Annotated in this window: 22 protein-coding genes; 9 read left to right on the forward strand and 13 right to left on the reverse strand. The window is 64.1% G+C overall.

The features are described 5' to 3' along the window. Positions 1-18: 18 nt before the first annotated feature. From CG471_RS09730 to CG471_RS09740, 3 genes are read right to left on the reverse strand one after another with little or no spacing between them, the layout of a single operon-like run. Positions 19-690, reverse strand: a complete 672-nt coding sequence (locus CG471_RS09730) for a TadE/TadG family type IV pilus assembly protein (protein ID WP_099231735.1) — start codon at positions 688-690, stop codon at positions 19-21. Continuing rightward, the gene (locus CG471_RS09735; protein ID WP_257211488.1) at positions 687-1,220 is read right to left on the reverse strand and encodes a TadE/TadG family type IV pilus assembly protein; all 534 of its coding nucleotides are present in this window, start codon (positions 1,218-1,220) and stop codon (positions 687-689) included. The genes CG471_RS09730 and CG471_RS09735 overlap by 4 nt, the downstream gene beginning before the upstream one ends. A 59-nt stretch (positions 1,221-1,279) precedes the next feature. After that, positions 1,280-3,199 carry a TadE/TadG family type IV pilus assembly protein gene (locus tag CG471_RS09740; protein WP_099231737.1) on the reverse strand — a complete coding sequence of 640 codons (1,920 nt, stop codon included), beginning with the start codon at positions 3,197-3,199 and terminating at the stop codon, positions 1,280-1,282. A 139-nt stretch (positions 3,200-3,338) separates the two neighbouring features. On the opposite strand from CG471_RS09740, the gene CG471_RS09745 reads away from it, so the two are divergent. Both CG471_RS09745 and CG471_RS09750 read left to right on the forward strand, forming a co-directional pair. Then, a complete protein-coding gene (locus tag CG471_RS09745; RefSeq protein ID WP_099231738.1) occupies positions 3,339-3,998 on the forward strand; it encodes a hypothetical protein in 660 nt (219 codons plus the stop codon). A gap of 45 nt (positions 3,999-4,043) precedes the next feature. Continuing rightward, a complete protein-coding gene (locus tag CG471_RS09750) occupies positions 4,044-4,508 on the forward strand; it encodes a hypothetical protein (protein ID WP_099231739.1) in 465 nt (154 codons plus the stop codon). Between the two features lie 16 nt (positions 4,509-4,524). Here CG471_RS09750 and trmFO read toward each other — a convergent pair whose 3' ends face one another. Next, positions 4,525-5,871, reverse strand: coding sequence for a methylenetetrahydrofolate--tRNA-(uracil(54)-C(5))-methyltransferase (FADH(2)-oxidizing) TrmFO (trmFO, locus tag CG471_RS09755; RefSeq protein ID WP_099231740.1), 1,347 nt, complete (start codon positions 5,869-5,871; stop codon positions 4,525-4,527). A gap of 219 nt (positions 5,872-6,090) precedes the next feature. On the opposite strand from trmFO, the gene CG471_RS09760 reads away from it, so the two are divergent. The 3 genes from CG471_RS09760 (at position 6,091) to CG471_RS09770 (ending at position 8,470) form a co-directional block, all read left to right on the forward strand. Then, a complete protein-coding gene (locus CG471_RS09760; protein ID WP_099231768.1) occupies positions 6,091-7,245 on the forward strand; it encodes an alanine racemase in 1,155 nt (384 codons plus the stop codon). Beyond that, a complete protein-coding gene (locus CG471_RS09765; RefSeq protein ID WP_099231741.1) occupies positions 7,245-7,631 on the forward strand; it encodes a RidA family protein in 387 nt (128 codons plus the stop codon). Before CG471_RS09760 ends, CG471_RS09765 begins: the two co-directional genes overlap by 1 nt. A gap of 71 nt (positions 7,632-7,702) precedes the next feature. Beyond that, positions 7,703-8,470 carry a ThuA domain-containing protein gene (locus CG471_RS09770; protein ID WP_099231742.1) on the forward strand — a complete coding sequence of 256 codons (768 nt, stop codon included), beginning with the start codon at positions 7,703-7,705 and terminating at the stop codon, positions 8,468-8,470. A gap of 36 nt (positions 8,471-8,506) precedes the next feature. On the opposite strand, the gene CG471_RS09775 is transcribed toward CG471_RS09770, so the two are convergent. After that, positions 8,507-9,808 (reverse strand): dicarboxylate/amino acid:cation symporter, encoded by a 1,302-nt coding sequence (locus CG471_RS09775; protein ID WP_099231743.1) that lies wholly within the window; start codon positions 9,806-9,808, stop codon positions 8,507-8,509. A 194-nt stretch (positions 9,809-10,002) separates the two neighbouring features. Between CG471_RS09775 and CG471_RS09785 the strand changes: the two genes are divergently transcribed. After that, on the forward strand, positions 10,003-11,385 hold the full coding sequence (locus tag CG471_RS09785; RefSeq protein WP_257211489.1) for a M20/M25/M40 family metallo-hydrolase: 1,383 nt from the start codon (positions 10,003-10,005) through the stop codon (positions 11,383-11,385). Positions 11,386-11,522: 137 nt separating this feature from the next. On the opposite strand, the gene leuA is transcribed toward CG471_RS09785, so the two are convergent. The 8 genes from leuA to miaA form a co-directional block, all read right to left on the reverse strand. Continuing rightward, positions 11,523-13,196 carry a 2-isopropylmalate synthase gene (leuA, locus tag CG471_RS09790; protein ID WP_097382649.1) on the reverse strand — a complete coding sequence of 558 codons (1,674 nt, stop codon included), beginning with the start codon at positions 13,194-13,196 and terminating at the stop codon, positions 11,523-11,525. Between the two features lie 230 nt (positions 13,197-13,426). Further along, entirely contained in the window at positions 13,427-14,032 is a 606-nt protein-coding gene (locus CG471_RS09795) for a YceI family protein (RefSeq protein ID WP_099231746.1), read from the reverse strand. A gap of 4 nt (positions 14,033-14,036) precedes the next feature. Next, complete coding sequence (locus tag CG471_RS09800) at positions 14,037-14,657, reverse strand: YceI family protein (protein WP_099231747.1); 621 nt, start codon at positions 14,655-14,657, stop codon at positions 14,037-14,039. Positions 14,658-14,801: 144 nt separating this feature from the next. Further along, positions 14,802-15,821, reverse strand: coding sequence for a ketol-acid reductoisomerase (gene ilvC / locus CG471_RS09805; protein WP_004211826.1), 1,020 nt, complete (start codon positions 15,819-15,821; stop codon positions 14,802-14,804). Between the two features lie 184 nt (positions 15,822-16,005). Continuing rightward, a complete protein-coding gene (gene ilvN, locus CG471_RS09810; RefSeq protein WP_004211828.1) occupies positions 16,006-16,521 on the reverse strand; it encodes an acetolactate synthase small subunit in 516 nt (171 codons plus the stop codon). Then, a complete protein-coding gene (locus CG471_RS09815) occupies positions 16,521-16,868 on the reverse strand; it encodes a hypothetical protein (RefSeq protein ID WP_010337168.1) in 348 nt (115 codons plus the stop codon). The genes ilvN and CG471_RS09815 overlap by 1 nt, the downstream gene beginning before the upstream one ends. After that, a complete protein-coding gene (locus CG471_RS09820; RefSeq protein WP_099231748.1) occupies positions 16,865-18,616 on the reverse strand; it encodes an acetolactate synthase 3 large subunit in 1,752 nt (583 codons plus the stop codon). Before CG471_RS09820 ends, CG471_RS09815 begins: the two co-directional genes overlap by 4 nt. 104 nt (positions 18,617-18,720) lie before the next feature. After that, entirely contained in the window at positions 18,721-19,665 is a 945-nt protein-coding gene (gene miaA / locus CG471_RS09825) for a tRNA (adenosine(37)-N6)-dimethylallyltransferase MiaA (RefSeq protein WP_099231749.1), read from the reverse strand. Between miaA and serB the strand changes: the two genes are divergently transcribed. The 3 genes from serB (at position 19,664) to CG471_RS09840 (ending at position 22,522) form a co-directional block, all read left to right on the forward strand. Beyond that, positions 19,664-20,542: a phosphoserine phosphatase SerB gene (gene serB, locus CG471_RS09830; protein ID WP_099231750.1), complete on the forward strand. Its 879-nt coding sequence runs from the start codon at positions 19,664-19,666 to the stop codon at positions 20,540-20,542. The genes miaA and serB overlap by 2 nt on opposite strands. Before the next feature lie 160 nt (positions 20,543-20,702). Next, positions 20,703-20,960, forward strand: a complete 258-nt coding sequence (locus tag CG471_RS09835; RefSeq protein WP_099231751.1) for a hypothetical protein — start codon at positions 20,703-20,705, stop codon at positions 20,958-20,960. Positions 20,961-21,028: 68 nt separating this feature from the next. Continuing rightward, a complete protein-coding gene (locus tag CG471_RS09840) occupies positions 21,029-22,522 on the forward strand; it encodes a murein L,D-transpeptidase (RefSeq protein ID WP_099231752.1) in 1,494 nt (497 codons plus the stop codon). Positions 22,523-22,526 lie beyond the last annotated feature (4 nt).

A 22,526-nucleotide genomic window follows, 5' to 3' on the forward strand; every position in this document is an offset into this window, starting at 1 on the left:
TTCGTTGTCCGCTTGCGGTCAGGCAGGGCAGGAGGCGATCTGGCTGTTGGGCAGGCTGCCCGCATTCTTCATCGCCTGATCGGTCCGCTCGCGCACGTTGAAGGCGCTGGTATAGCGAATGGTTTTCGAACCGAAAATGTCGTTCGAGATCAGCGGCTGATAGGTATAGGCGACTTCCACGAACATGACAGCCGTGCCGCCGCCCGAAGTGATCTTGGTCGCGGCCGTGGTGTCAGGGCCCAGGCCATCCCTCAACGTCGCATCGTTCGTGCCATCACCCGCTTTGCCGTAGCTTGATGTGAAACTGCCGCTGCCCCAGCAGCGCTGCCATCTTATATACTGGCCGGCGTTGCTGCCCGTCTGGTTGTTGGGTTCCAGATCGGACAGGAAGATGCGGGTGTTTGCCTTGAAGTTCTTGAGGTTGGCACCGGCCAATTCCGCGCCAGTGAAAATCTCGTTGATGTCGGCCTCATCGATCGAGGTTCGCTCGCGGGAGGCATTGTCGGCGACCAGCATCGCGATCTGGCTGACGCGCATATGGGCGGTCGCCAGATTGGCGATTTCCAGCCCACCCATCGACAACACCATCAGCACCGGCAAGGAATAGGCAAACTCAATAAGGGCCAGGCCCGACTGGTCGTCGCGCAGATGGCGCGCCCAGCGCGCGAGGGAAAGGTGGATCGGGGTCATGTGCAGATGATCGGCAATGTTGCCTGGTTGGACCAGGGCTGGTTGCGGATGGTGGCGTTGGCCGTGGCGGTCTGGGTTGCACTCCAGCCCAGCAGTTTGGCCATCGGGAACAGGCGGGGCATGGACACGGTTACCTGATAGAAGACGATATCATCAGCTCCACCAAGGCCCGTGGAGCCGGCGCTGCTGTCGTAACTGCCATTGCCATTGGAATCCTCGAAGCAATCGCCCGTGTTGAAGCTGCCAAGCGGTGCCGTATCCGTGGTGATCTTTTCAGGCTTCCCCACGCGCGAGAAGTTGTAATAGCTCTTCTTGGTCACCGAAGTGGAGCCGTTCTTGCTGTTGATCGCCTGCATCTGCGTATCGATATAGGCGTCGATCTGGGTGCTGTTGAGTGTCCCGACCGATGCCGCGCGAGCGGCTCTGTCGAGCACACCCTGGGTCACCGAGCGCAGATAGGACTGATAGCCCAAGTCGCCGACGCCCATGATGAACAGGCAGAGCGGCGTGACGATCAGGCCGAACTCCATCAGCGTCGCGCCACGTTGATCACGCTGTAGATCACGGGGGAGGTGAAACGGCCAGCGCATCAGTTGGACAACCGCAAGCCGCCAATATTCTTGGCGATGTTCTGGAAGGTCGTTTTCAACTGCGCTGCGGAATAGTTCATGCTCCAATGATTGGCGCTGCTGGCGCAATTCTGCAAAGGAGTGCTCATCACGTTCGAATTGCTGAATCCGATCACCCAGATGGTGATCCCCTTGGACTTGATTGCATTGCACATCATTTCCAGGCGACGGTTGTGAATGGCCGTCAGGTCGTCATTGGAAGCGCCGGCGGGACCGTCGCGCTGATCGAGAGTCTGATATCCCCAGGCACCGTAGACATTGTTGTAGGCTTGCATGACGCCGTCGGTCATGAACACGATGTGGCGTGAAATGTTGAAGCCGTTGGGCGCGTTGGCGTTATCCGATGCGAATATGCCGGTCGGCGACAGGAAGCGCGCGCCCCACATCATACCAATGGTGTGATAGGTGCCGCCAACTGCAACCAGACTGTCGACATAGCTGTCATAGCTGCTCGTTTGACCGTCCGGAATGGCGGTGCGGCTGGCGTAAGAGGTCAGCCTACGTGCCTGGCTGGGGCAGGCGACATAGCCGTTGCTGATATTGTTCGAACTGTTGAGCCAAGAGCCGCCGCGTGTGTATTCGACATCGGGCCAAAATGGGCGCCATTTTGTAGCAGTCGTCGTCGGTGCCGTATCGATCTGAAGATCAAAGGCTGTCGCTGGAATGGAAGACGTCGACGAATTTGCGTTAATGGTGCTGTCCGTATCGCGTTCCTCGATACAGCCAGACCATGTCGCGTTGGTGCCCCACTCAAAGGCGGGATTCTGGATGGGTTCGCCCTTGATGAAGTCGCTCATGTTGAACGCTACGTTGGTATAGGTCCAGTTGGTGTAACGGGTGCGTCCCGGACCAGGAGTGGTTGAGGTGAAGTAGGTCTTGGTTGTTGTGAGTTCTTTGCGCACGCACACGCGCGCGGTGCTGCCCGATGGGGCGTTCGAAGTGCTGTTGTTCCAGCCGCCATAGCTGTAGACGGTCCGTGCGGTGTTGCTGGGCGCGCTGCCGCTTGTGGTCGCGGAGGCATTCTGCCAGTTGGAGCAGTCGGTCCCGTTCAGATTGGTCCCACCTGATCCATTGATCGCATTCTGGGCTGATGTGTAGCAGGTGTTTGAGCCGTTGCGCTTGTAGCAGGTCGTGTCCGTCGACGTGTTTTCCCAGTAATACCACGCATAGCGGCTGTTATAAGTCCATGTCTCGCCGGCCGTGCCTCCGAGTACCGCGCTGGTGGGCAATTGGTAACCTACATTGACAGTGGAGCTATAGGGCATGAAGCCGTAGCGGATGCGGCCACTGCTGTCGGAGCCAGGACCCAGCGTATCATAGAAATCTCTTACCGCCTGCTGCAAGGCGGTGAGCTTTACAACCGTGCCTCCTGAGCCATTGGAAATGGAATCGGCCATCGACCCGGTCGTGTCCAGCACCAGCATCACGTCGGTATTGCCGATGTCGAAACGGGAATCGCAATTTACCGCGAGCGACAATGTCTGAACGCCGAAGATGCGCATGATGGTGGTCGGGATGGTGGTTTCAGCCGACACCTGGACAGTCGTCGTCTCGCCGGGTTTGCTCTGGATAACGGGTGTGAAGCTCGCGGCGCCGAAAGTTTGCTGCGGGAAGTTGAAGTCGAAGAATTTCTTCGCCTCGGCCTTGTTGGCATCGGTCATGGATGAAGCGGTCATCGCACGGCGCCCCGCCAGTGCGGCGGCGTCACAGGCTTGCTGCATGCGCGCGCGCACCATATAGGCGCGGCTCATGTCCACGCCGCCGCCGATCAGGCCGGCAAGGGGAATGACGGCCGCGGCCACCATGGCGAGCGTGTTGCCCGCCTGGTTGCGCCGAAGCCGGCCAAGGAATGTCATCGCGCGCTTGATCTGCTTGCCCATGTTCCGCATTCACCCATGTCGCCCGTTTCCCCCCAGAAATCTGGACAGGGCCATCGTCGGCCATGCAACGGGACTGGTTAGGGTCTCTATGCGAAGTCTGGTTAAAGGATTGATAAGCCATTTTTAGATCGGGATCGAAATGATGGATCGCACGGACGATCTGGCGCCGCTGGCGCGCCTGCTTTCCGGGCATGCGGGGCGCTTTGCCGAGCGGCATCGGGCGCTCTGGGCGCTGGATCAGCGCTTTGCGCAAATTGCGCGAACGACCAGCGATGCGGCGATCGGGCAGATGCGCCTCGCCTGGTGGCTGGGCGTCGTCATGGACGAGGCGGGCGTCAAGGGGCAGGGCGAACCGGTGGTCGACTGGCTCCGCGCGATCGGTGCGCTGGACGCGCCCGGTATCCCGGCGATGCTCGACGGCTGGGAAGTGCTGGTGGTGGAGCCGGAGATCGATCTCACCGGCCTGCGCGACTATGCCGCCGGCCGCGGCGGCGGGCTGTTCCAGGCGCTGGCCGATGTGGCTGACGCGCCCGACTGGCTGGTCGCGGCCGGCAAGGTCTGGGCGCTGTGGGATCTGTCCGCCCATAGCGGCGACGAGGCACTGGCGGACGCGGCCATTGGCCTTGCCCGCGACCTGTTACCGCAGGTGGGCGATCCGCTGTGGCCCAGGGCGTGGAAGCCGCTGCGCATCGCCTATCTGCTGGCGCGGCATGATGTCGAGCGGGGACAGCGGGCGCCGGTCGGGCTGACGCGGAACATGGCATGGCGGCTGATGCGGATCGCCCTTGTCGGGCGCTAGTCGATCGCGATAGGTTCGCTGCCGTCACGAAGGGGGGAGCGGGCGATGGGACGGTTGCTGGCAGGTGGCATGGGGGCGTTGCTGCTGGTCGCGGCCGGCCTGTTCTGGTGGCAGGGGCGGGCGACCAACGAGCCGCCGCCCAAGGCGCTGCTCGCGCCGCCGCCACCGCCAGCCAACGAAGCCTTGCCAGAGGGCGATCCCGATGCGGTCGGGGAGGCGCCGCCGATGCCCGGCGAGGCCAGTCCCCAGAGCCGCGAGGAAAAGCGCTTCGCCCGTTATGATCGCAATCGCGACGGCATCATCAGCCGGATCGAGATGCTGGGCAGTCGCACCGTCGCCTTCAAACAACTCGACACGAACAAGGACAATCTCCTGTCGTTCGAGGAATGGGCGGTGGCGACGGCGGACCGCTTCAGCGGGGCCGATGCCGACAAGAACGGCAAGCTGACCCCGGCCGAATTCGCCACCACCGCGCCGAAGCGGGCGGCGAAACCGCGCTGCAAATGCTGAGCCTGTCCCGGATGGATCAGGCCGGTTCCACCACCTCACCCAGCCAGCGACCGAAGGAGGCGCGGGCGCGGGCGGTATAGGCTTCCTTGCGCTGCTTCTTCTTGACGTCGTCCAGCGTCGGGAAAAGGCCGAAATTGACGTTCATCGGCTGATAGTCGGCAGTCTCGACATTGCCGGTGACGTGGCCGAGCAGCGCGCCGAGCGCCGTGTCGGCCGGCGGCGGCGCCAATTCCTGGCCCAATATTTCGGCCGCGGCGAAACGCCCGGCGATGAGGCCGATGGCGGCGCTTTCGACATAGCCTTCACACCCGGTCATCTGCCCGGCGAAGCGGATATGCGGCGCGCTTTTCAGGCGCAGCGTCGGGTCGAGCAGCTTCGGGCTCTGGATGAAGGTGTTGCGGTGCAAGCCGCCCAACCGCGCGAACTCGGCCTTTTCCAGCCCCGGAATGGTGCGGAACAGCTCGACCTGGGCGCCATGCTTCAGCTTGGTCTGGAAACCGACCATGTTCCATAGTGTCCCCGAGGCATTGTCCTGACGCAGTTGGACCACGGCATAGGGCCAGCGGCCGGTCTTGGGATTGTCCAGCCCCATCGGCTTCATCGGGCCATGGCGCAGCGTTTCCGGCCCGCGCGAGGCCATCACCTCGATCGGCATGCAGCCCTCGAAATAGGGGGTGCTCGACTCCCATTCCTTGAACTCGGTCTTCTCGCCGTCGAGCAGCCCCTGGACGAAAGCCTGATACTGCTCCTTGTTCATCGGGCAGTTGATATAGTCCTTGCCCTCGCCACCGCCGGGGCCGATCTTGTCCCAGCGATTGGCCATCCAGCATTCTTCCATGTCGATGCTGTCGAAATGGATGACCGGCGCGATCGCGTCGAAGAAGGCGAGATGCTCCATGCCGGCCGCTTCGCCGATGCTGCTGGCGAGCGCCGCTGCGGTCAGCGGCCCGGTGGCGACGATGGTCATGCCTTGCGTAGGTAGCGTGTCGATCCGTTCGCGCACGATCTCGACATTGGGATGTTCGGCGAGCGCGCGGGTAACGCCCTCGGAAAAGACATGGCGGTCGACCGCCAGGGCAGAGCCGGCCGGCACCTTGGCCGGTTCGGCCCGGTCCATGATCAGCGAGCCGAGGCGGCGCATTTCCTGATGCAGCAGGCCGACGGCATTCTTGTCCGCGTCATCGGAACGGAAGCTGTTAGAACAGACCAGTTCCGCCAGCCCGTCGGTCTGGTGCGCCGGGGTCATCTCTCCGGTGCCGCGCATTTCCGACAGGCGGACCTTGATACCGGCCTGGGCAAGCTGCCAGGCGGCTTCCGAACCGGCGAGACCGCCGCCGATGACATGGATCTGATGATTGGACATATTTCGCTTAACTTCGCACTTTTCCCGCACATTCGGCAATTTCCGAACGCCAGTGGGACATATTGTTATGAGATGCAATCAGTATAGCGGGGCATGGTTCAATAGGACAGGGGCAGGCGCGCGGATGTCATCGGCATTGTTGCTCCCGCACGAGCAAAAGCCGTTGAACGGGCAGCGATCCTCGGCAATCAGAGGGGCGATAAGGAGCCCCTGATGCCGATGCCTTCTTCTGCCGATTCCGCCTCGCTCGATACATTGCCGACGCCCTGCCTGGTGCTGGATGCCGACCGGATGGATCACAACATTGCGCGGCTGCGCGCGCATCTGGACGGGCTGGGCGTGGGGATGCGGCCGCATCTCAAGACCGCCAAGTCGGTCGAGGTTGCGCAGCGGCTGATGCCGACGGCGCAGGGGCCGGCGACGGTATCGACCCTGCAGGAGGCGCGCCGCTTTGCGGCGGCCGGGGTGCGCGACATTCTCTATGCGGTCGGCATCAGCCCGGCCAAATTGCCCGAGATACTGGCGCTGCGGGCGCAGGGCGTGGACCTGGCGATCGTGCTGGATTCGGTCGAGCAGGCTGAGGCGGTCGCGGCCGCATCGCGCGCGGCCGGTACCGCCATTCCGGCGCTGATCGAGATTGATTGCGACGGCCATCGGTCGGGCGTGCAGCCCGACGATGCGGCGCGGCTGCGGGCGATCGGCGCGGCGCTGGCGCAGGGCGGCGCATTGCGCGGTGTGATGACCCATGCCGGCGGCAGCTATGGCGCGCGGGGCGATGCCGAACTGCGCGCCTGCGCCGATGCCGAACGGGATGCCGTGCTGGTGGCGGCGCGGACCTTGCGGGCGGCGGGACATGATTGCCCGGTGATCAGCGCTGGATCGACCCCGACCGCCCATCATGCCACGGACTTGAGCGGCGTGACCGAGGTACGCGCCGGCGTCTTCGTCTTCTTCGATCTGGTGATGGCCGGGATCGGCATTTGCTCGGTGGACGACATCGCCCTGTCGGTGCTGGCGACGGTGATCGGGCACCAGCGGGACAAGGGCTGGATCTTGGTTGATGCCGGCTGGATGGCGATGTCGCGCGATCGCGGCACGGCCAAGCAGGATGTCGATCAGGGCTATGGCCAGGTCTGCGACCGGGGCGGGCGGCCCTATGGCGATCTGATCCTGGTCGATGCCAATCAGGAACATGGCATCATCGCGCTGCGGCCGGGGGCATCCGGCGCGCTGCCGGACCTGGCGGTGGGTGATCGGGTGCGAATATTGCCCAACCATGCCTGTGCCACCGGGGCGCAGCATGATCGCTATCATGTGGTGCGGGGCGGCAGCGATATGGTGGAAGCGGTCTGGCCGCGATTTGGAGGATGGTAATGGACGTGCAGCGGATCGAGACCGACAAGGCGCCGGTTCCCGCCGGCCATTATGCGCAGGCGACGATTGCCAATGGCTTCGTCTTCGTGTCGGGGCAATTGCCGGTGGTGGCAGGGCGGGGGCCGCGCAGCGACCTGTCGTTCGAGGATCAGGCGCGGCTGGCGATCGGCAACATGCTGGCAATCCTGGCAGAGGCGCGATGTGGGCCGGACCGGATCGCGCGCGTCACCGCCTATATCGTCGGCGTCGAGAATTGGCCGCGTTTCAACGCCATCTATGCCGAAATGATGGGGGATGCCCGGCCGGCGCGTACGGTGGTGCCCGCACCCGAACTTCATCATGGCTGTCTGGTCGAGGTGGACGCGATCGGTCTGCTGCCGGGCTGACTACGACCATGGGAGCGCTATCTTTCCGTCGCCGCCTGTCCTAGCGATAGGCGAGCGAAGGAGGCAGGCGGATGAGAAACAAGGTCGGGGCACTCATCGCCCTGATGGCGCTGTCGGTGCCCGCAGCGGTGCAGGCGGAGGACCAGTATAAGCTGCTCGTCCTCGCCATCCCGAACAAATATCATTATGAATATATACCGATCGCGCGCGACAGCCTGGAGCATCTGGGCAAACTGCAGGATTTCAGCTTCACCTGGGCCAACAATACGTCGGTCTTCGACGGCGATCTCAGCCAATATGCGGCGGTGATGTTCCTCAACACGCCGGGCGAGGAACTGACCCCGGCCCAGCGCGCGAGGTTCGAGGAATATATGCGCGCGGGTGGCAATGCCATCGTCGTGCATCGCGCGCTCATCACGCCGCCGGGCGAATGGGTCTGGTACGAAAAGCTGGTCGGGCGCAGCTTCGTCATCCATCCGATGGTGCAGACGGCGGTGGTGACGCCGACCGACAAGGGTTTTCCCGCCACCTATGGTCTGCCCGATCGCTGGATCTGGACCGACGAATATTATGTCACCGCCAACCCCTATAAGGTGACGATCCATCCGGTGCTGCATGTCGAGGAAAGCAGCTACGACCCGACCAAAATCTGGCCGGGGCAGGTGGCAAGGCCGATGGGGCGGGAGCATCCCGTCGCCTGGTATCATGCCTATGAGAAGGGGCGGGTGTTCGTCACCACGCTGGGCCATAATGGCGAGATGTATCGCGATCCGCGCTATCTCGACCATCTGATGGGCGGCATCTACTGGACGGCGACCGGGCGCGGCCAGCTGCCCTGACGGCGGCGCGGAACGCCCGCGCCGCCCGGTTTTCGATCAGGCGGCGACCAGTTTGCCCTCGCCATAATAGGCGCTTTCGTCGAGAATGCCCTCGCGCTTGGCGACGATCACGCCAACCAGCACCTGGCCCGCAACGTTGACGGCGGTGCGCCCCATGTCGAGGATCGGGTCGATCGCCAGCAGCAGGCCGGCGCCTTCCAGCGGCAGGCCGAGCGTCGAGAGGGTGAGGGTCAGCATCACGATCGCGCCGGTCAGGCCGGCGGTCGCGGCCGAACCGATGACCGAGACGAAGACGATCAGCACATAGTCGATGAAGTGCAGCGGGATGCCATAGAAGCCCGCAACGAAGATCGCCGCCAGCGCGGGATAGATGGAGGCGCAGCCGTCCATCTTGGTGGTGGAGGCGAGCGGGATCGCGAAGGCGGCATAGCCCTTGTCGACGCCCAGCCGCTCGGTAACGGTCTCGGTCACCGGCAGGGTGCCGACCGACGAGCGCGAAACGAAGGCAAGCTGGATCGCCGGCCAGGCCTTGGCGAAGAAGGGGCCGGGTTTCAGGCCATTGGCGATCAGCAGCAGCGGATAGACGACCAGCAGGACGAGGCCGAGGCCCAGATAGATGGCGGCAGTGAAGGTGCCGAGCTGCGCCAGCGCGCTCCAGCCATAGGTGGCGATCGCGGTGCCGATCAGCGCGGCCGAGCCGATCGGCGTCAGGCGGATGACCCAGCCCAGAATCGCACGGACGACGGCGAGCAGCGAGCGGACGAAGGACAGGAAGGGCTCCGCCTTGTCGCCGACCTTCAGCGTGGCAAGGCCGACCGCGATCGAGATGACCAGCAATTGCAGGATGTTGAACGAGATGCTGGTGCTGGCGCTGCCGTCGCTGATCTTGGTGCTACCCGACAGGGCCAGGCTGTTGCCGGGGACCAGACCCTTGAGGAAATCGAGCCAGCCGCCCACGCTATCCGCCTTGCCCATGGCGAGCGCGGTGCCGTGCAGGCCCGCGCCCGGCTGGACGATCAGGCCGATGGCAAGGCCGATGCTGACCGCGATCAGCGCGGTGATCGCGAACCAGAGCAGGGTCTGGCCGGCGAGGCGGGCGGCATTGTCGAGCGCGCGCAGATTGGCAATCGACGCGACGATCGCGGCGAACACCAGAGGCGGCACGATCGCCTTCAAGAGCGAGACGAAGATCGATCCGACCGTTTTGAGCGTGGTCGCGAGCCAGTTGAGGTCGCCATTGGGGCCTGCGCCGATCTGGCGCGCGACGAGACCGAGGGCGAGGCCCACGACCATGCCGAGCAAAACCTGGAAGCCGAAGCTGCGATAATTGAGGGCCATGATGGCTTTATTCCTTTGGACGACCGGCGCGCTATATCGGATGGCATCTGTCCGATTGCGCGCAAGCAATTCTTTCAAGGGGTTCAGTGCGGATAAGGTGGCCCTCTTTCCGCGCGCCGTCCGATCAAACGCATGGAACGGCGCGATCCGCTATGCCACAATCGCCGCTCGGGTCCATCAGGGAGTATAAATATATGCAATTGCGGGGGATATTGCTGGCAGGGGCGATGTTGGCAGTAGGGGGGCTGGCAATGCCGGTTGGCGCACAGGCGGCAGCGGATGCCGGCGCGGCCAAGGAGATATTGAAGCGATCGGTCGCGTTCAAAACGGTCGAGGGCGCGGGGCAGGTGCCCGCGCTGGCCGCCTATTATGCGTCGGTGCTGAAGCAGGCGGGCTTTGCCGATGGCGATATCGTCATCACCCCGATGGGCGAGACCGCGACGCTGGCGGCGACGATCAAGGGGCGCGACTCCAGCCTGAAGCCGATGCTGATGATCGGTCATATGGACGTGGTGGCCGCCAACCGGGCCGACTGGGCGCGCGATCCTTTCGTCCCGGTCGAGGAGGATGGCTATATTTTCGGGCGCGGGTCGGAAGATAATAAATATGATGTCGCGATGATGGTCGCGACGCTGGCGCAGCTCAAGAAGGAGGGCTGGACCCCGCGCCGCACCGTCATCCTGCTCTTGTCGGGCGACGAGGAGACCAACATGGTCACCACCAAGGCGCTGGCGGCCAAGTATAAGGATGCCGAGCTGCTGCTGAACGGTGATGGCGGCGGCGGCCTGCTCGATGAGACGGGCAAGCCCGTCCTCTATCAGTTGCAAGCGGGCGAGAAGACCTATGCTGATTTCGAGATCGGCTTCACCGATCCGGGCGGCCATTCGAGCGCACCGACGCCGGGCAACCCGATCTATCGGCTGGCCAGGGCGATCGACCGGATCGCGGCCTATCAGTTTCCGCCGATGATCAACGAGCTGACCAAGGCGTCGCTCAGCCTGTCGGCGCAGCGGATCGGCGGCGATGTAGGGGAAGCGATGCGCCTCTATGCCGCGACCCAGGATCCGGCCTCTGCGGAACTATTGTCGAGCCGGCCCGAATTTGTGGGACAGGTGCGCACCACCTGCGTCGCGACCATGCTGTCGGGCGGCCATGCGCTTAACGCCCTGCCGCAAAGTGCCAAGGTCAGCGTCAATTGCCGCATCTTCCCCGGCGTGAAGATCGACGACGTGAAGGCGCAACTGGTCAAGGTGGTGGATGATCCGAGCGCGACCTTAACCACGCTCAACGACCCGACTGGCAGCGATGCCTCGCCGTTGCGCGACGATGTGGTGAAGGCGGTGGCTGCCGCGATCAAGGCGCGCTCGCCCGCGATCACGGTGATGCCGGGCATGTCGGCCGGTGCGACCGACAGCCTCTATTTCCGCGCGCTGGGCGTGCCCAGCTATGGCGTCTCCAGCCTGTTCATGAAGGCCGAGGACGGCTTTGCCCATGGGCTCAATGAACGGGTGCCGGTGGCGGGTATCGCCGCATCGCTGGCCCAGTGGGACAGCGTGGTGCGGGCGCTGGCGAAGTAATGACCGCCGCTTAAAAAGCTCGTCATCCCCGCGGAAGCGGGGACCCATCTCCCGAAGGACGGTCTGTTGGGCAAGGTCAGGAGATGGGTTCCCGCTTTCGCGGGAATGACGGCTATTTATGCATGCGTCGGCAAATATCAGCCCCGCACGGCCACCGCATTGGCGGCGGAGAGGACGGCCTTGACCGAGGCGGTCGCGACGTCGCTGTCGGTGCCGATGCCGAAGACGGTGCGGCCGTCGGCGGTGCGGCATTCGACATAGGCGGCGGCGTTCACGTCGGTGCCGGCGCCGATGGCGTGCTCATTATAGTCGGCGACCTCCAGCACCACGCCCAGTTCGTCGCGCAGCGCAGCCAGCACCGACGAGATGAGCCCGTTGCCGCGACCCGAGATCGAGCGCTCGCCGCCTTCATGGACGATCTTGCCGGTGAAGATGCGGTCGCCCGCGCTGCCGCTCTCATGATAGTCGATCAGGCTATAGGCCTGGTCGCCGGTCTGGTGATAATAGTCGTCGAACGCGGCCGAAATGTCGGCAGCGTTGAGTTCGCGGCTCGACTGGTCGGCCAGCGCCTGCACCACCTTCGAGAAGTCGGCCTGCATCCGCTTGGGCAGCTTGTAGCCCTTGTCCTGCTGCAGCACCCAGGCGACGCCACCCTTGCCCGACTGCGAATTGACGCGGATCACCGCTTCATAGTCGCGGCCCAGATCCTTGGGATCGATCGGCAGATAGGGGACGTTCCAGAACAGGTCGTTGCGCGCTTCCTGCGCGGCAAAGCCCTTCTTGATCGCGTCCTGATGGCTGCCAGAGAAGGCGGTGAACACCAGTTCTCCGGCATAGGGGTGGCGCGGGTGGACCGGCAGCTGGTTGCAATATTCGACCGTCTGGATGACCTCGTCAATGTCGCTGAAGTCCAGTTCCGGGTCGATGCCCTGCGTGTACATGTTGAGCGCGACGGTCACCAGGTCGCAATTGCCGGTGCGCTCGCCATTGCCGAACAGGCAGCCTTCGACGCGGTCGGCGCCGGCCATGATGCCCAGTTCCGCGGCGGCAACGCCGGTGCCGCGGTCATTATGGGTGTGCAGCGAGATCACCACGCTGTCACGGCGCGAGATGTTGCGGCAGATCCATTCGATCTGGTCGGCATAGATGTTGGGGGTCGCGCACTCGACGGTGGCGGGCAGGTTCAGGATCAGCGGCCGTTCCGGCGTCGGCTGCAGGATGTCCATCACCGCCTCGCAGCATTCCAGGCTGAAATCCAGCTCGGCGGTCGAGAAGGTTTCGGGGCTATATTCGAAATGCCAGTCGGTGTCGGGCATGCGCGCGGCGTTGTCGCGCAGCAGCTTGGCGGCGTTGATCGCGATCTGCTTGATTTCCGGCCGTTCCATCTGGAACACGATGTTGCGCCAGGCCGGCGAGATCGCGTTATAGACATGGACGATCGCCTGTTTCGCGCCGCGCAGGCTTTCGAAGGTGGTGGCGATCAGATCCTCGCGCGCCTGGGTCAGCACCTGGGGCATGACATCATCGGGGATCGCGCCTTCCTTGACCAGGCCCGAAATGAAGTCGAACTCGGTCGCACCGGCGGCGGGGAAGCCGACCTCGATCTCCTTGACGCCGACCTTGACCAGCAGGTCGAAGAAGCGACGCTTCTTTTCCGCATTCATCGGGTCGATCAGCGACTGGTTGCCGTCGCGCATGTCGGTCGACAGCCAGCGGGGCGCCTTGGTGATGACCTTGGACGGCCATTGGCGATTGGGCAGGTCCACCTGGGGGAAGGGGCGGTATTTCTGCGAAGGATCGGTCAGCATCATGGGATCAAACTACTTCCTGGCTCGGGACGCTATGGCGCGCTCCGGGGTACGACTTGACTGTGATGAATGCCCTTAGGCGGATCGACGCTGCCCTTAGCCGGAAGGCAGCACAAAAGCCACGCCTAAGGGCGTGTAAGTCGTAGCAGGGTAAGAAGCGCGACGCTCTGCATGATGCTGTCCCCATAAACGCGGACAGGGGGAGCGTAAAGCCGTTTCTTGCGAAAGGGGCGTCAGGCGCGACGGAAAATTGCGTCGATGGTCAGGTCGACCTTGTCCGACACGAAGCGGCGACCAAAGCCCATGCCATAATCGCTGCGCTCGACGGTCATGCTGCCGGTGAAATGAAGGGTGGCGATGCCGGGCGCTTCGTCGGGCGTGACGCCGGTCAGCCGGACGGACAGGGCGACCGCGCGGGTCTGGCCGTGCATGGTGAGTTCGCCGGGAATGATCGTCGCGCTGTCGCTGCCGACGAGGGGCGCATCCTGTGCAGTGAAGCGCACGATCGGGAAATGGGCCATGTCGAAAAAGCTGTCGCCTTTCAGCATGGCGTCGGTCGAAGCATCGCCCGTGGTCATCTTCTCGACCGGGAAGCTGATGTCGACGTCGGCCCGTTCAGGCCGGGCGGGGTCGATCATCACCATGCCCTCAGGCTGGTTGAAATCGCCTTCATAGCCGCCGACCAGCGCCTTCACATGGAAGTGGACTTTGGTCGCTGCGCCATCCACCAGATAGCGGCCCGGCGCATAGAGCGCGGGGCCGCCATCCGGACTGGCCACCGCCGGCCCGCACGCGATCAGGCTCAGAAGCAGGATCGCGCGGGCCGGGCGGGGGATCATCGCATCACTTCTGGAAGGCGACGATGATCTTCAGTTCGACATTGTCGCCGACGACGGGAACGAAGCCGCCCATGCCGAAATCGCTGCGCTTGATCGTACCGGTCGCGACGAAGCCGACATTTTCCTTCTTGTTCATCGGGTTCGCACCGGCACCGTAGAATTCGGCATCCAGCGTCACCGGCTTGGTGATGCCCTTGATGGTCAGGTTGCCGGTGATGTCCGCGCCGGTCGCGCCGTCGGGCTTCACGCCGGTCGACACGAAGGTCGCGGTCGGGAACTTGGCTGCGTCGAAAAATTCGGGCTTGGCGAGATGCTCGTTCAACGCCGGGATGCCGGTGGTGAGGTTGGCGATCGGCAGGGTGATCGACACCTTCGAAGCCGAGAGGTTGGCCTTGTCCAGCGTCAGCGTGCCGGTCGGCTGGGTGATGACGCCCATATTGTTGGTGAAGCCCATATGGTAATGGGGGAGGACGATCTGGGTGTGGCTGGGTTCGACGCTATAGGTGCCGGCGGTGACCTTGGCGACATCCTTGCTGCCGGGGACGGCCATCGGGGCCTGGGCGATGACGACAGTGCCGCCGGCGACCGCGATCAGGGCAGCGGCAGAGATCAGATATTTGCGCATGGGAAACGCTCTCCAAAAGCATTCAAGGGACGCGGCACAGAATATGCCACGTCCCTCGATTGTTCCAGAGGCGTAACCGGAAACGGATCGTTCCGGTTTGCCGCTATTTCTCCCCTCCCTTTTCAGGGAGGGGCTGCTATCCGCTTAGTTCTTGTCCTTGTTGACCAGCTTGTTGGCGCCGATCCAGGGCATCATGGCGCGCAGCTGCGAACCGGTCTTTTCGATCTGGTGGGCGGCAGCCTGCTTGCGGCTGGCCTTGAGTTCGGGCTGGCCGGCGCGGTTGTCGAGGATGAAGTCCTTGACGAAACGGCCCGACTGGATGTCGGCCAGAACGCGCTTCATTTCCTTCTTGGTTTCTTCGGTGATGATGCGCGGGCCGGTCTTGATGTCGCCATATTCGGCGGTGTTCGAGATCGAGTAGCGCATGTCGGCGATGCCGCCTTCATACATCAGGTCGACGATCAGCTTCAGCTCGTGCAGGCACTCGAAATAGGCCATTTCCGGGGCGTAGCCGGCTTCGACCAGGGTTTCGAAACCAGCCTGGACCAGCGCGGTGGCGCCGCCGCACAGAACGGCCTGCTCGCCGAACAGGTCGGTTTCGCATTCCTCGCGGAAGTTGGTTTCGATGATGCCGCTGCGGCCGCCGCCGACGCCCGAAGCGTAGGACAGGGCGATGTCATGGGCGTTGCCGGTCGCGTCTTGATGGACGGCGATCAGGCAGGGGACGCCGCCGCCGCGCTGATATTCGCCGCGCACGGTGTGGCCGGGGCCCTTGGGCGCGATCATGATGACGTCGATGTCGGCGGGGACTTCGATCAGGCCGAAATGGATGTTCAGGCCATGGGCGAAGGCGAGCGCGGCGCCGGGGCGCAGATTGCCCTTGATGTCGGCTTCATAGATGGCGGCCTGATGCTCGTCGGGCGCCAGGATCATCAGCACGTCGGCCCACTGGGCGGCTTCCTTGTTCGGCAGCACCTTGAAACCGGCGCCTTCGGCCTTCTTGGCGCTGGGCGAACCGGGGCGCAGCGCAATGGCGACTTCGGCAACGCCGGAGTCGCGCAGATTCTGTGCATGGGCGTGGCCCTGCGAGCCATAACCCAGAATGGCGACCTTCTTGCCCTTGATCAGGCCGATGTCTGCGTCGCGATCGTAATAAACCTTCATTGTTCGTCTTCCCTTTTCATATCCTGACCCTCTCCCTGGAGGGAGAGGATACGAAGACTTGGGCCGACCGGCCCTAGTCGAAGTTGGTGAGGGGGAACCACCGGGCGTCGGCGCATTTCGCGCCCTCACCCTCCCATCGCTGCGCGATGGGCCCCTCCCTCTCCCGGTGGGAGAGGGGCAGATATCAGGCCGGCTCCTTGCCGCGGATCAGGCCGGCGACGCCGGTGCGACCGACCTCGACCAGGCCGATCTGGCGCATCAGGCCGACGAAATTGTCGATCTTCTCGGTCGTGCCGGTAATCTCGAAGATGAAGCTCTCGATCGTCGTGTCGACCACCTTGGCACGGAACACGTCGGCCAGGCGCAGCGCCTCGATCCGGTCTTCGCCGGTGCCGGCGACCTTGACCAGCGCCAGTTCGCGCTCGACGAACGGGCCGGCGTCGGTCAGGTCGGTGACCTTGTGGACCGGGACCAGCCGGTCGAGCTGGGCGATGATCTGGTCGATCACCTTGGGTGGGCCGTTGGTGACGATGGTGATGCGGCTGATCGCATGGTCGTCGGTAATGTCGGCCACGGTCAGGCTGTCGATATTATAGCCGCGCGCGGTGAACAGGCCGGCGATGCGGGCCAGGATGCCCGCCTCGTTCGACACCGTCAGCGACAGGACGTGCCGCTCGCTCTGTTCTTCGTGGATATGCATCAGATGCTGTTCCCGTCTTCCATTTCTTCGCGCTCGGGGCGCGGCGAGATCATGCCGATAAAGGCATAGTGCCAATCATCGTCCTGCGGGTGGGCGAGGCGAACGGGAAAGGCCGTCACCGCGTCGAACATCCGCAGGAGATGTTCGCCCACATAGCGTGGGCCGGCCAGCAGCCGATCGACCTGCAGGCCATGATATTCGAACCCGCTATCCAGATGCACTTCCCATTCCTCATTGTCGGGGTCAGCATGGTCGCTGGTCCAGCCGGTGAGTTCGGTCGTGCCTGTGATCCGTTCGAAATCCCAGGGTTCGGTCACGAAAATGCGGACCTTGGCGGGGGTGGTCACACCAGTGCCTTTGCCTCGTCCGACATGACGCCTTCGATCTGGTTGGGATCGAGCAGCATTTCGGTATGGGCCGCGCCCGACGGGATCATCGGGAAACAGTTGGACAGCTTTGCCACGCGGCAGTCGACGATCACGGGGCCGTCGGTTTCCAGCATCTGGCGGATGCCGGCCTCCAGTTCCTGCGGCCCTTCGATGCGGATGCCGGTCCAGCCATAGGCTTCGCCCAGCTTCACGAAGTCGGGCAGGCTGTCCGAATAGCTGTTGGAATAGCGGCTTTCATAGGTCAGTTCCTGCCACTGGCGGACCATACCCATATATTCATTGTTCAGGATGAAGATCTTGACCGGCAGGCGATACTGGCTGGCCGTCCCCATTTCCTGGATGTTCATCTGGATCGAGGCGTCACCGGCGATGCAGATGCTGATGCTGTCGGGATTGCCCATCTGCGCGCCGATGGCGGCGGGGAAGCCATAGCCCATCGTGCCCAGGCCGCCCGAGGTCAGCCATTTATTGGGGTCTTCAAAACCGAAATGCTGGGCCGCCCACATCTGGTGCTGGCCGACTTCGGTGGTGATGATGATGTCCTTGCCGGTCGCGCGGGTCGCCTTGTAGAGGTCCGCGATCGCCTTTTGCGGCATGATCTCGCTGCCGCTTTCGGGGTAGGACAGGCTCTTCTTGGCACGCCATTCGGCGATCCGTGCCCACCAGGCCGACAAGTCCGCCTTTTCATGGCCGCGCTGCTTCCACAGGGCGATCATGTCCTCCAGCGCGCTGCCGACATCGGCGACGACCGCGACATCGACGTCGACGATCTTGTTGATCGAGCTGCGGTCGATATCGATATGCACCTTGCGGCTGTTGGGCGCGAAGGCGTCCAGCCGGCCGGTGACGCGATCGTCGAAACGCGCGCCGATGCACAAGATCAGGTCCGCCTGGTTCATCGCCCAATTGGCTTCATAGGTGCCGTGCATGCCCAGCATGCCGACCCACTGGTCGGACGAAGCGGGGAAGGCACCCAGACCCATCAGGGTCGAGGTGACGGGCGCGCCGGTCATCGCCGCCAGTTCGCGCAGCAAGGCGCTGGCCTGCGGACCCGAATTGATAACGCCGCCGCCAGTGTAGAAGATCGGCCGCTCGGCCGCGGCCAGCATTTCGACCGCCGTATCGATCGCGGCGGCATCCGCCTTGGTCTGCGGATGATAGCTGGCATGGACCTTCAGTTCCGGCCGGGCATAGGGCGCGGTCGCGATTTGGACATTCTTGGGAATGTCGACGACGACCGGGCCGGGGCGGCCGGTGGTGGCGATATGGAACGCCTCATGGACGATGCCGGCCAGCTTGGCCGGATCCTTCACCAGATAATTATGCTTGGTGCAGTGGCGCGTGATGCCGACCGTGTCCGCTTCCTGGAAGGCGTCGGTGCCGATCAGTTGCGTCGGCACCTGACCGGTGATGACGATCATCGGGATCGAATCCAGCAGCGCGTCGGTGATACCGGTGACGGCATTGGTCGCGCCCGGACCGGAGGTGACCAGGACGACGCCCGGCTTGCCGGTCGAGCGGGCATAGCCCTCCGCCATGTGGGTCGCGCCCTGCTCGTGGCGCACTAGGACATGCTTGATCGTGGGGTGATTATAGAGCGCGTCATAGATGGGCAGCACGGCGCCGCCCGGATAGCCGAACACAACTTCGACGCCCAGATCAACCAGGCACTCGACCAAAATGTCCGCGCCGCTCTTTTCGGCCACGATGAAACTCCTCTTTTTTAAGATGCTGGCTCGCGGGTCTGCGCCGTCGCGCCCGCATTGGCAAGGCGCCAGCGTCTAGAGGACATAAAATGCGTGGTCAACCCCTATTGTTGTAATTTAATTGCTAATTCATTGGCAATTTCAGCATCAATCGATCTCTTTTCGCGGTGCCAGTCCTGCGGCGGCTGGTTGGAGAACCAGGTATATTGGCGTTTGGCATACTGGCGCGTGGCGAGCTGGCCGCGGGCCATCATCGTGTCATGATCGATGTCACCTTTGAGCCAGGCCGCGATTTCCGGCACGCCGATCGCCCGCATCACCGGCAGGTCGGGATTGAGGTTGCGGGGCAGCAGCGCCTCCACCTCGGCAACGGCGCCCTGATCGATCATCAGTTCGAAACGCCGGTCGCACCGTTCGATCAACCAGTCGCGCGGGGGCAGCAGGATCATCGGGGACAGGCTGATGCGGTCGGCGATACCGCCCTGCTTGTGCTGCTGCCATATCTTCAGCGGCTTGCCGGTCGATCGCACCACTTCCAGCGCGCGGGCAACGCGGGTGGTGTCCGCCGGGGCGAGGCGGGCGGCGGCCTCCGGGTCTTCGCTGCGCAATGCTTCATGCGCCTGCGCCACCGGCATGGCGCGCACGGCGGCGCGGATATCGGCGTCGATTCCCGGCACTGGCGCGATGCCGTCGAGCAAGGTCCGTATATAAAGGCCCGTGCCGCCAACCAGTACGGGCAGCTTGCCGGCTTCATGGGCGGCGTCGATCTCCGCCCTGGCCTCGGCGGCCCAGCGCGCGGCGGAGCAGGCTTCCGCTCCGTCGATATGGCCGAACAGGCGATGGGGCACGCCGCCCATTTCCTCTTGCGACGGGCGGGCGGACAGGATGGCGAGGTCGGCATAGACCTGGCTGGCATCGGCATTGATGACGATGCCGTCGGCGATCTGGGCCAGGCGGACGGCGAGCGCACTCTTGCCGCTGGCGGTCGGCCCGGCAATAAGCGCGACCGGTGGGCGGGATTCGCCCGGCATATGTGCGGGAGTGTTCATGTTCGTCGCGACCTTAGTGGCAGTTGAGACCCTGAAACAGGCGGATATTGCCGATGCGGCCGGACGGCTGGCCTCTGCCGGCTGCGCTCCGGTCGATAGCGTCTGGCTGGACGAGGGCAAGGCGGCCGATATTTTCTTCGGCAGCGATCCCGTCACCGCCCGAGCTGCGCTGACCGATATTGGCGACCGGGTCGACGTGATCGTGCAGATGGCGGCGGGCCGCGAGAAGAAGCTGCTGATCGCCGACATGGATTCGACCATGATCACGGTCGAGTGCATCGACGAACTGGCCGATTATGCCGGGATTAAGCCGCAGATTGCCGAGATCACCGAACGGGCGATGCGCGGCGAGCTGGATTTCGAAGGCGCGCTGCATGGCCGCGTCGCCCTGCTGAAAGGCCTGCCAGACAGCGCGATCGACCAGTGCCGCGAGGAGCGGGTGGTCATCATGGGCGGGGCGCGCGAACTGGTGCGCACGATGAAGGCGCGTGGTGCTCGGACACTGCTCGTGTCGGGTGGCTTCACCCGCTTCACCGGGCCGGTCGCGGCGGAAATCGGATTCGACGTCCACGTCGCCAACGTGCTGGAAATTGACGATGGCGCGCTGCTTGGCACCGTCACCGTGCCGATCGTCGATGCCGCGCGCAAGCGCATCGAACTGGAAGCCGCGATCGACGGCGGGATCGACCGTGCGCTGACGCTGGCGGTGGGCGATGGCGCCAATGACATTCCGATGATCGAGGGGGCAGGGCTGGGCGTCGCCTATCATGCCAAGCCCAAGACCCGCGCAGCGGCGGCGGCCGAGATCGTCCATGGCGACCTGTCGGTGCTACTCTATGCGCAGGGTATCGCTTCGACCGACTGGGTCCGCGACTGATCCCATATGCTTAACGGCTGGGCGCGCTTGAGGCACGTCCTGCCGTCATTGCACAAGGGTAATGGATTCCATTTCGCCCCTGAACCGTTGTCGTCGCACTGCATCCCGGCAGTGGGTCCAATTGGCGTCGCGACAGGATCGTGGCGCACAGGGAGATGGTATGAAAATCCAGACAATGGCGCTGGTCGCCGGTAGCCTGCTGGCGCTGAGCGCCTGCTCGAAAAATGATGCGCCGGTGACCAGCGCGCCGCCGCTGGGGCCGGGTGCGATTGCCGGCACGGTGGCCGCAGACCGCAACGGCGATGGCTATGTCGACGGCTATTATACGTCGGATGGCATCTATCACCCGGTCCAGGGGGCGCCCTGTCCGCCCCCGCCGCCGCCGCCGGCGCCGCCCCGTTCCGGAGAACGCGGCTGAGCAATCCTCCTTTCCGGGCGCGGCATTTCCGCCGCGCCCCCCGACATCCTGTTTCCCTGATCCTCGCCATGCTGATCGCCGGCTCCGTGCCGGGGATGGCGGCTGCGCAGCCGGCCGCCAGCGATACGGCGGCGCGGTCGAGCGTGGCTGCGGAAATCCGGTCGGCGGCAAGTGGCAAGCTGCGCGATTTCTATGGCACGCGCGGCTATTGGCCGCTGTGGAGCGACAAGGGCAAGGTCCGCGCCGAACCGGCGCAAGCGCTGCTGACGCTGCTCGACAGTGCCGATCAGGACGGGCTGCGATCGCGCGACTATGATGCCAGGGGATTGTTGCGGGCGATCAAGGAGGCCGATGCCTCGGGCGACCCCAAGGCGCTGGCGCGGGTCGATGTCGCCCTGTCAAAGGCGCTGGCCACCTATGTCGCCGATGTCCGCCGCCCGTCCAAGGCGGTGAAGATGCGCTATCTCGACCCCGAGGTGGAGCCGCAGGCGCCCGATGCCGCCGAGGTGCTGCGCGCGGCGGCGGTGGCGCCGTCGCTGGCGACCTATGTCGAGAAGGCGGGCTGGATGAGCCCGCTCTACATGAAGCTGCGCGCGGCGAGCGGCGCCTATGCAACGCGCTGGGGCGGCCTGCCGGCGGTGAGTGTGCCGACCGACATCAAGCTGCGGCCGGGCGGATCGAGTGGCGAGATCGCGATCCTGCGCCATCGGCTGGGGCTGCCCGACGGGGTCGATTATGACAAGGCGCTGGCGGCCAAGGTCAAGCTGTTCCAGGCCGATCATGGGCTGGATGCGGACGGCATTGCCGGCGCGCAGACGATCGCGGCGCTCAATCGTGGTCCGGGCCATTATGGCCGGATATTGACGCTCAATCTGGAGCGGGCGCGGCTGCTGCCCGGCCCATGGGTGCGGCATGTCGAGGTCGATGCGGCATCGGCGCGGCTCTATTATTATAGCGGCGGCGAACTGGACGGATCGATGAAGGTCGTGGCCGGCGCCAAGGAAAGCCAGACGCCGATGATGGCGGGCATGATCCGCTATGCGACGCTCAACCCCTATTGGAATGTCCCGCCCGACCTGGTCGAGCGCAAGATCGCACCCAAGATCCTGGATGGGGCGACGCTCAGGAAGATGCGCTATGAGGCGCTGAGCGACTGGACCGCCGACGCGCAGACGCTGAACCAGAGCGAGATCGACTGGCAGGCGGTGGCAGCGGGGCAGCGCGAATTGCGCGTGCGCCAGTTGCCCGGCGGCAATAATGCCATGGGGAAGATCAAGTTCATGTTCCCCAATGACCTGGGCATCTATCTGCACGACACGCCCGATCGGGCGCTGTTCGCCAAGCCGGTGCGCCATTTCAGCAATGGCTGCGTCCGGCTGGAGGATGCGCAGCGTCTGGGGCGCTGGTTCTTCGGCAAGACGCCGACGGCAGAGAGCGACGCGCCCGAACAATATGTGCCGCTGCCCCGGCCGGTGCCGGTCTATCTCACCTATCTGACGGTGGTGCCGACGGCGGACGGGGTGCAGTTTCTGCCCGACGATTATGGACGGGACGGGGAGTAGTCTC

Origin of the sequence: Sphingobium sp. IP1 (genome assembly GCF_002708645.1) — a bacterium.
In the GTDB taxonomy this organism is placed as follows: domain Bacteria; phylum Pseudomonadota; class Alphaproteobacteria; order Sphingomonadales; family Sphingomonadaceae; genus Sphingobium; species Sphingobium yanoikuyae.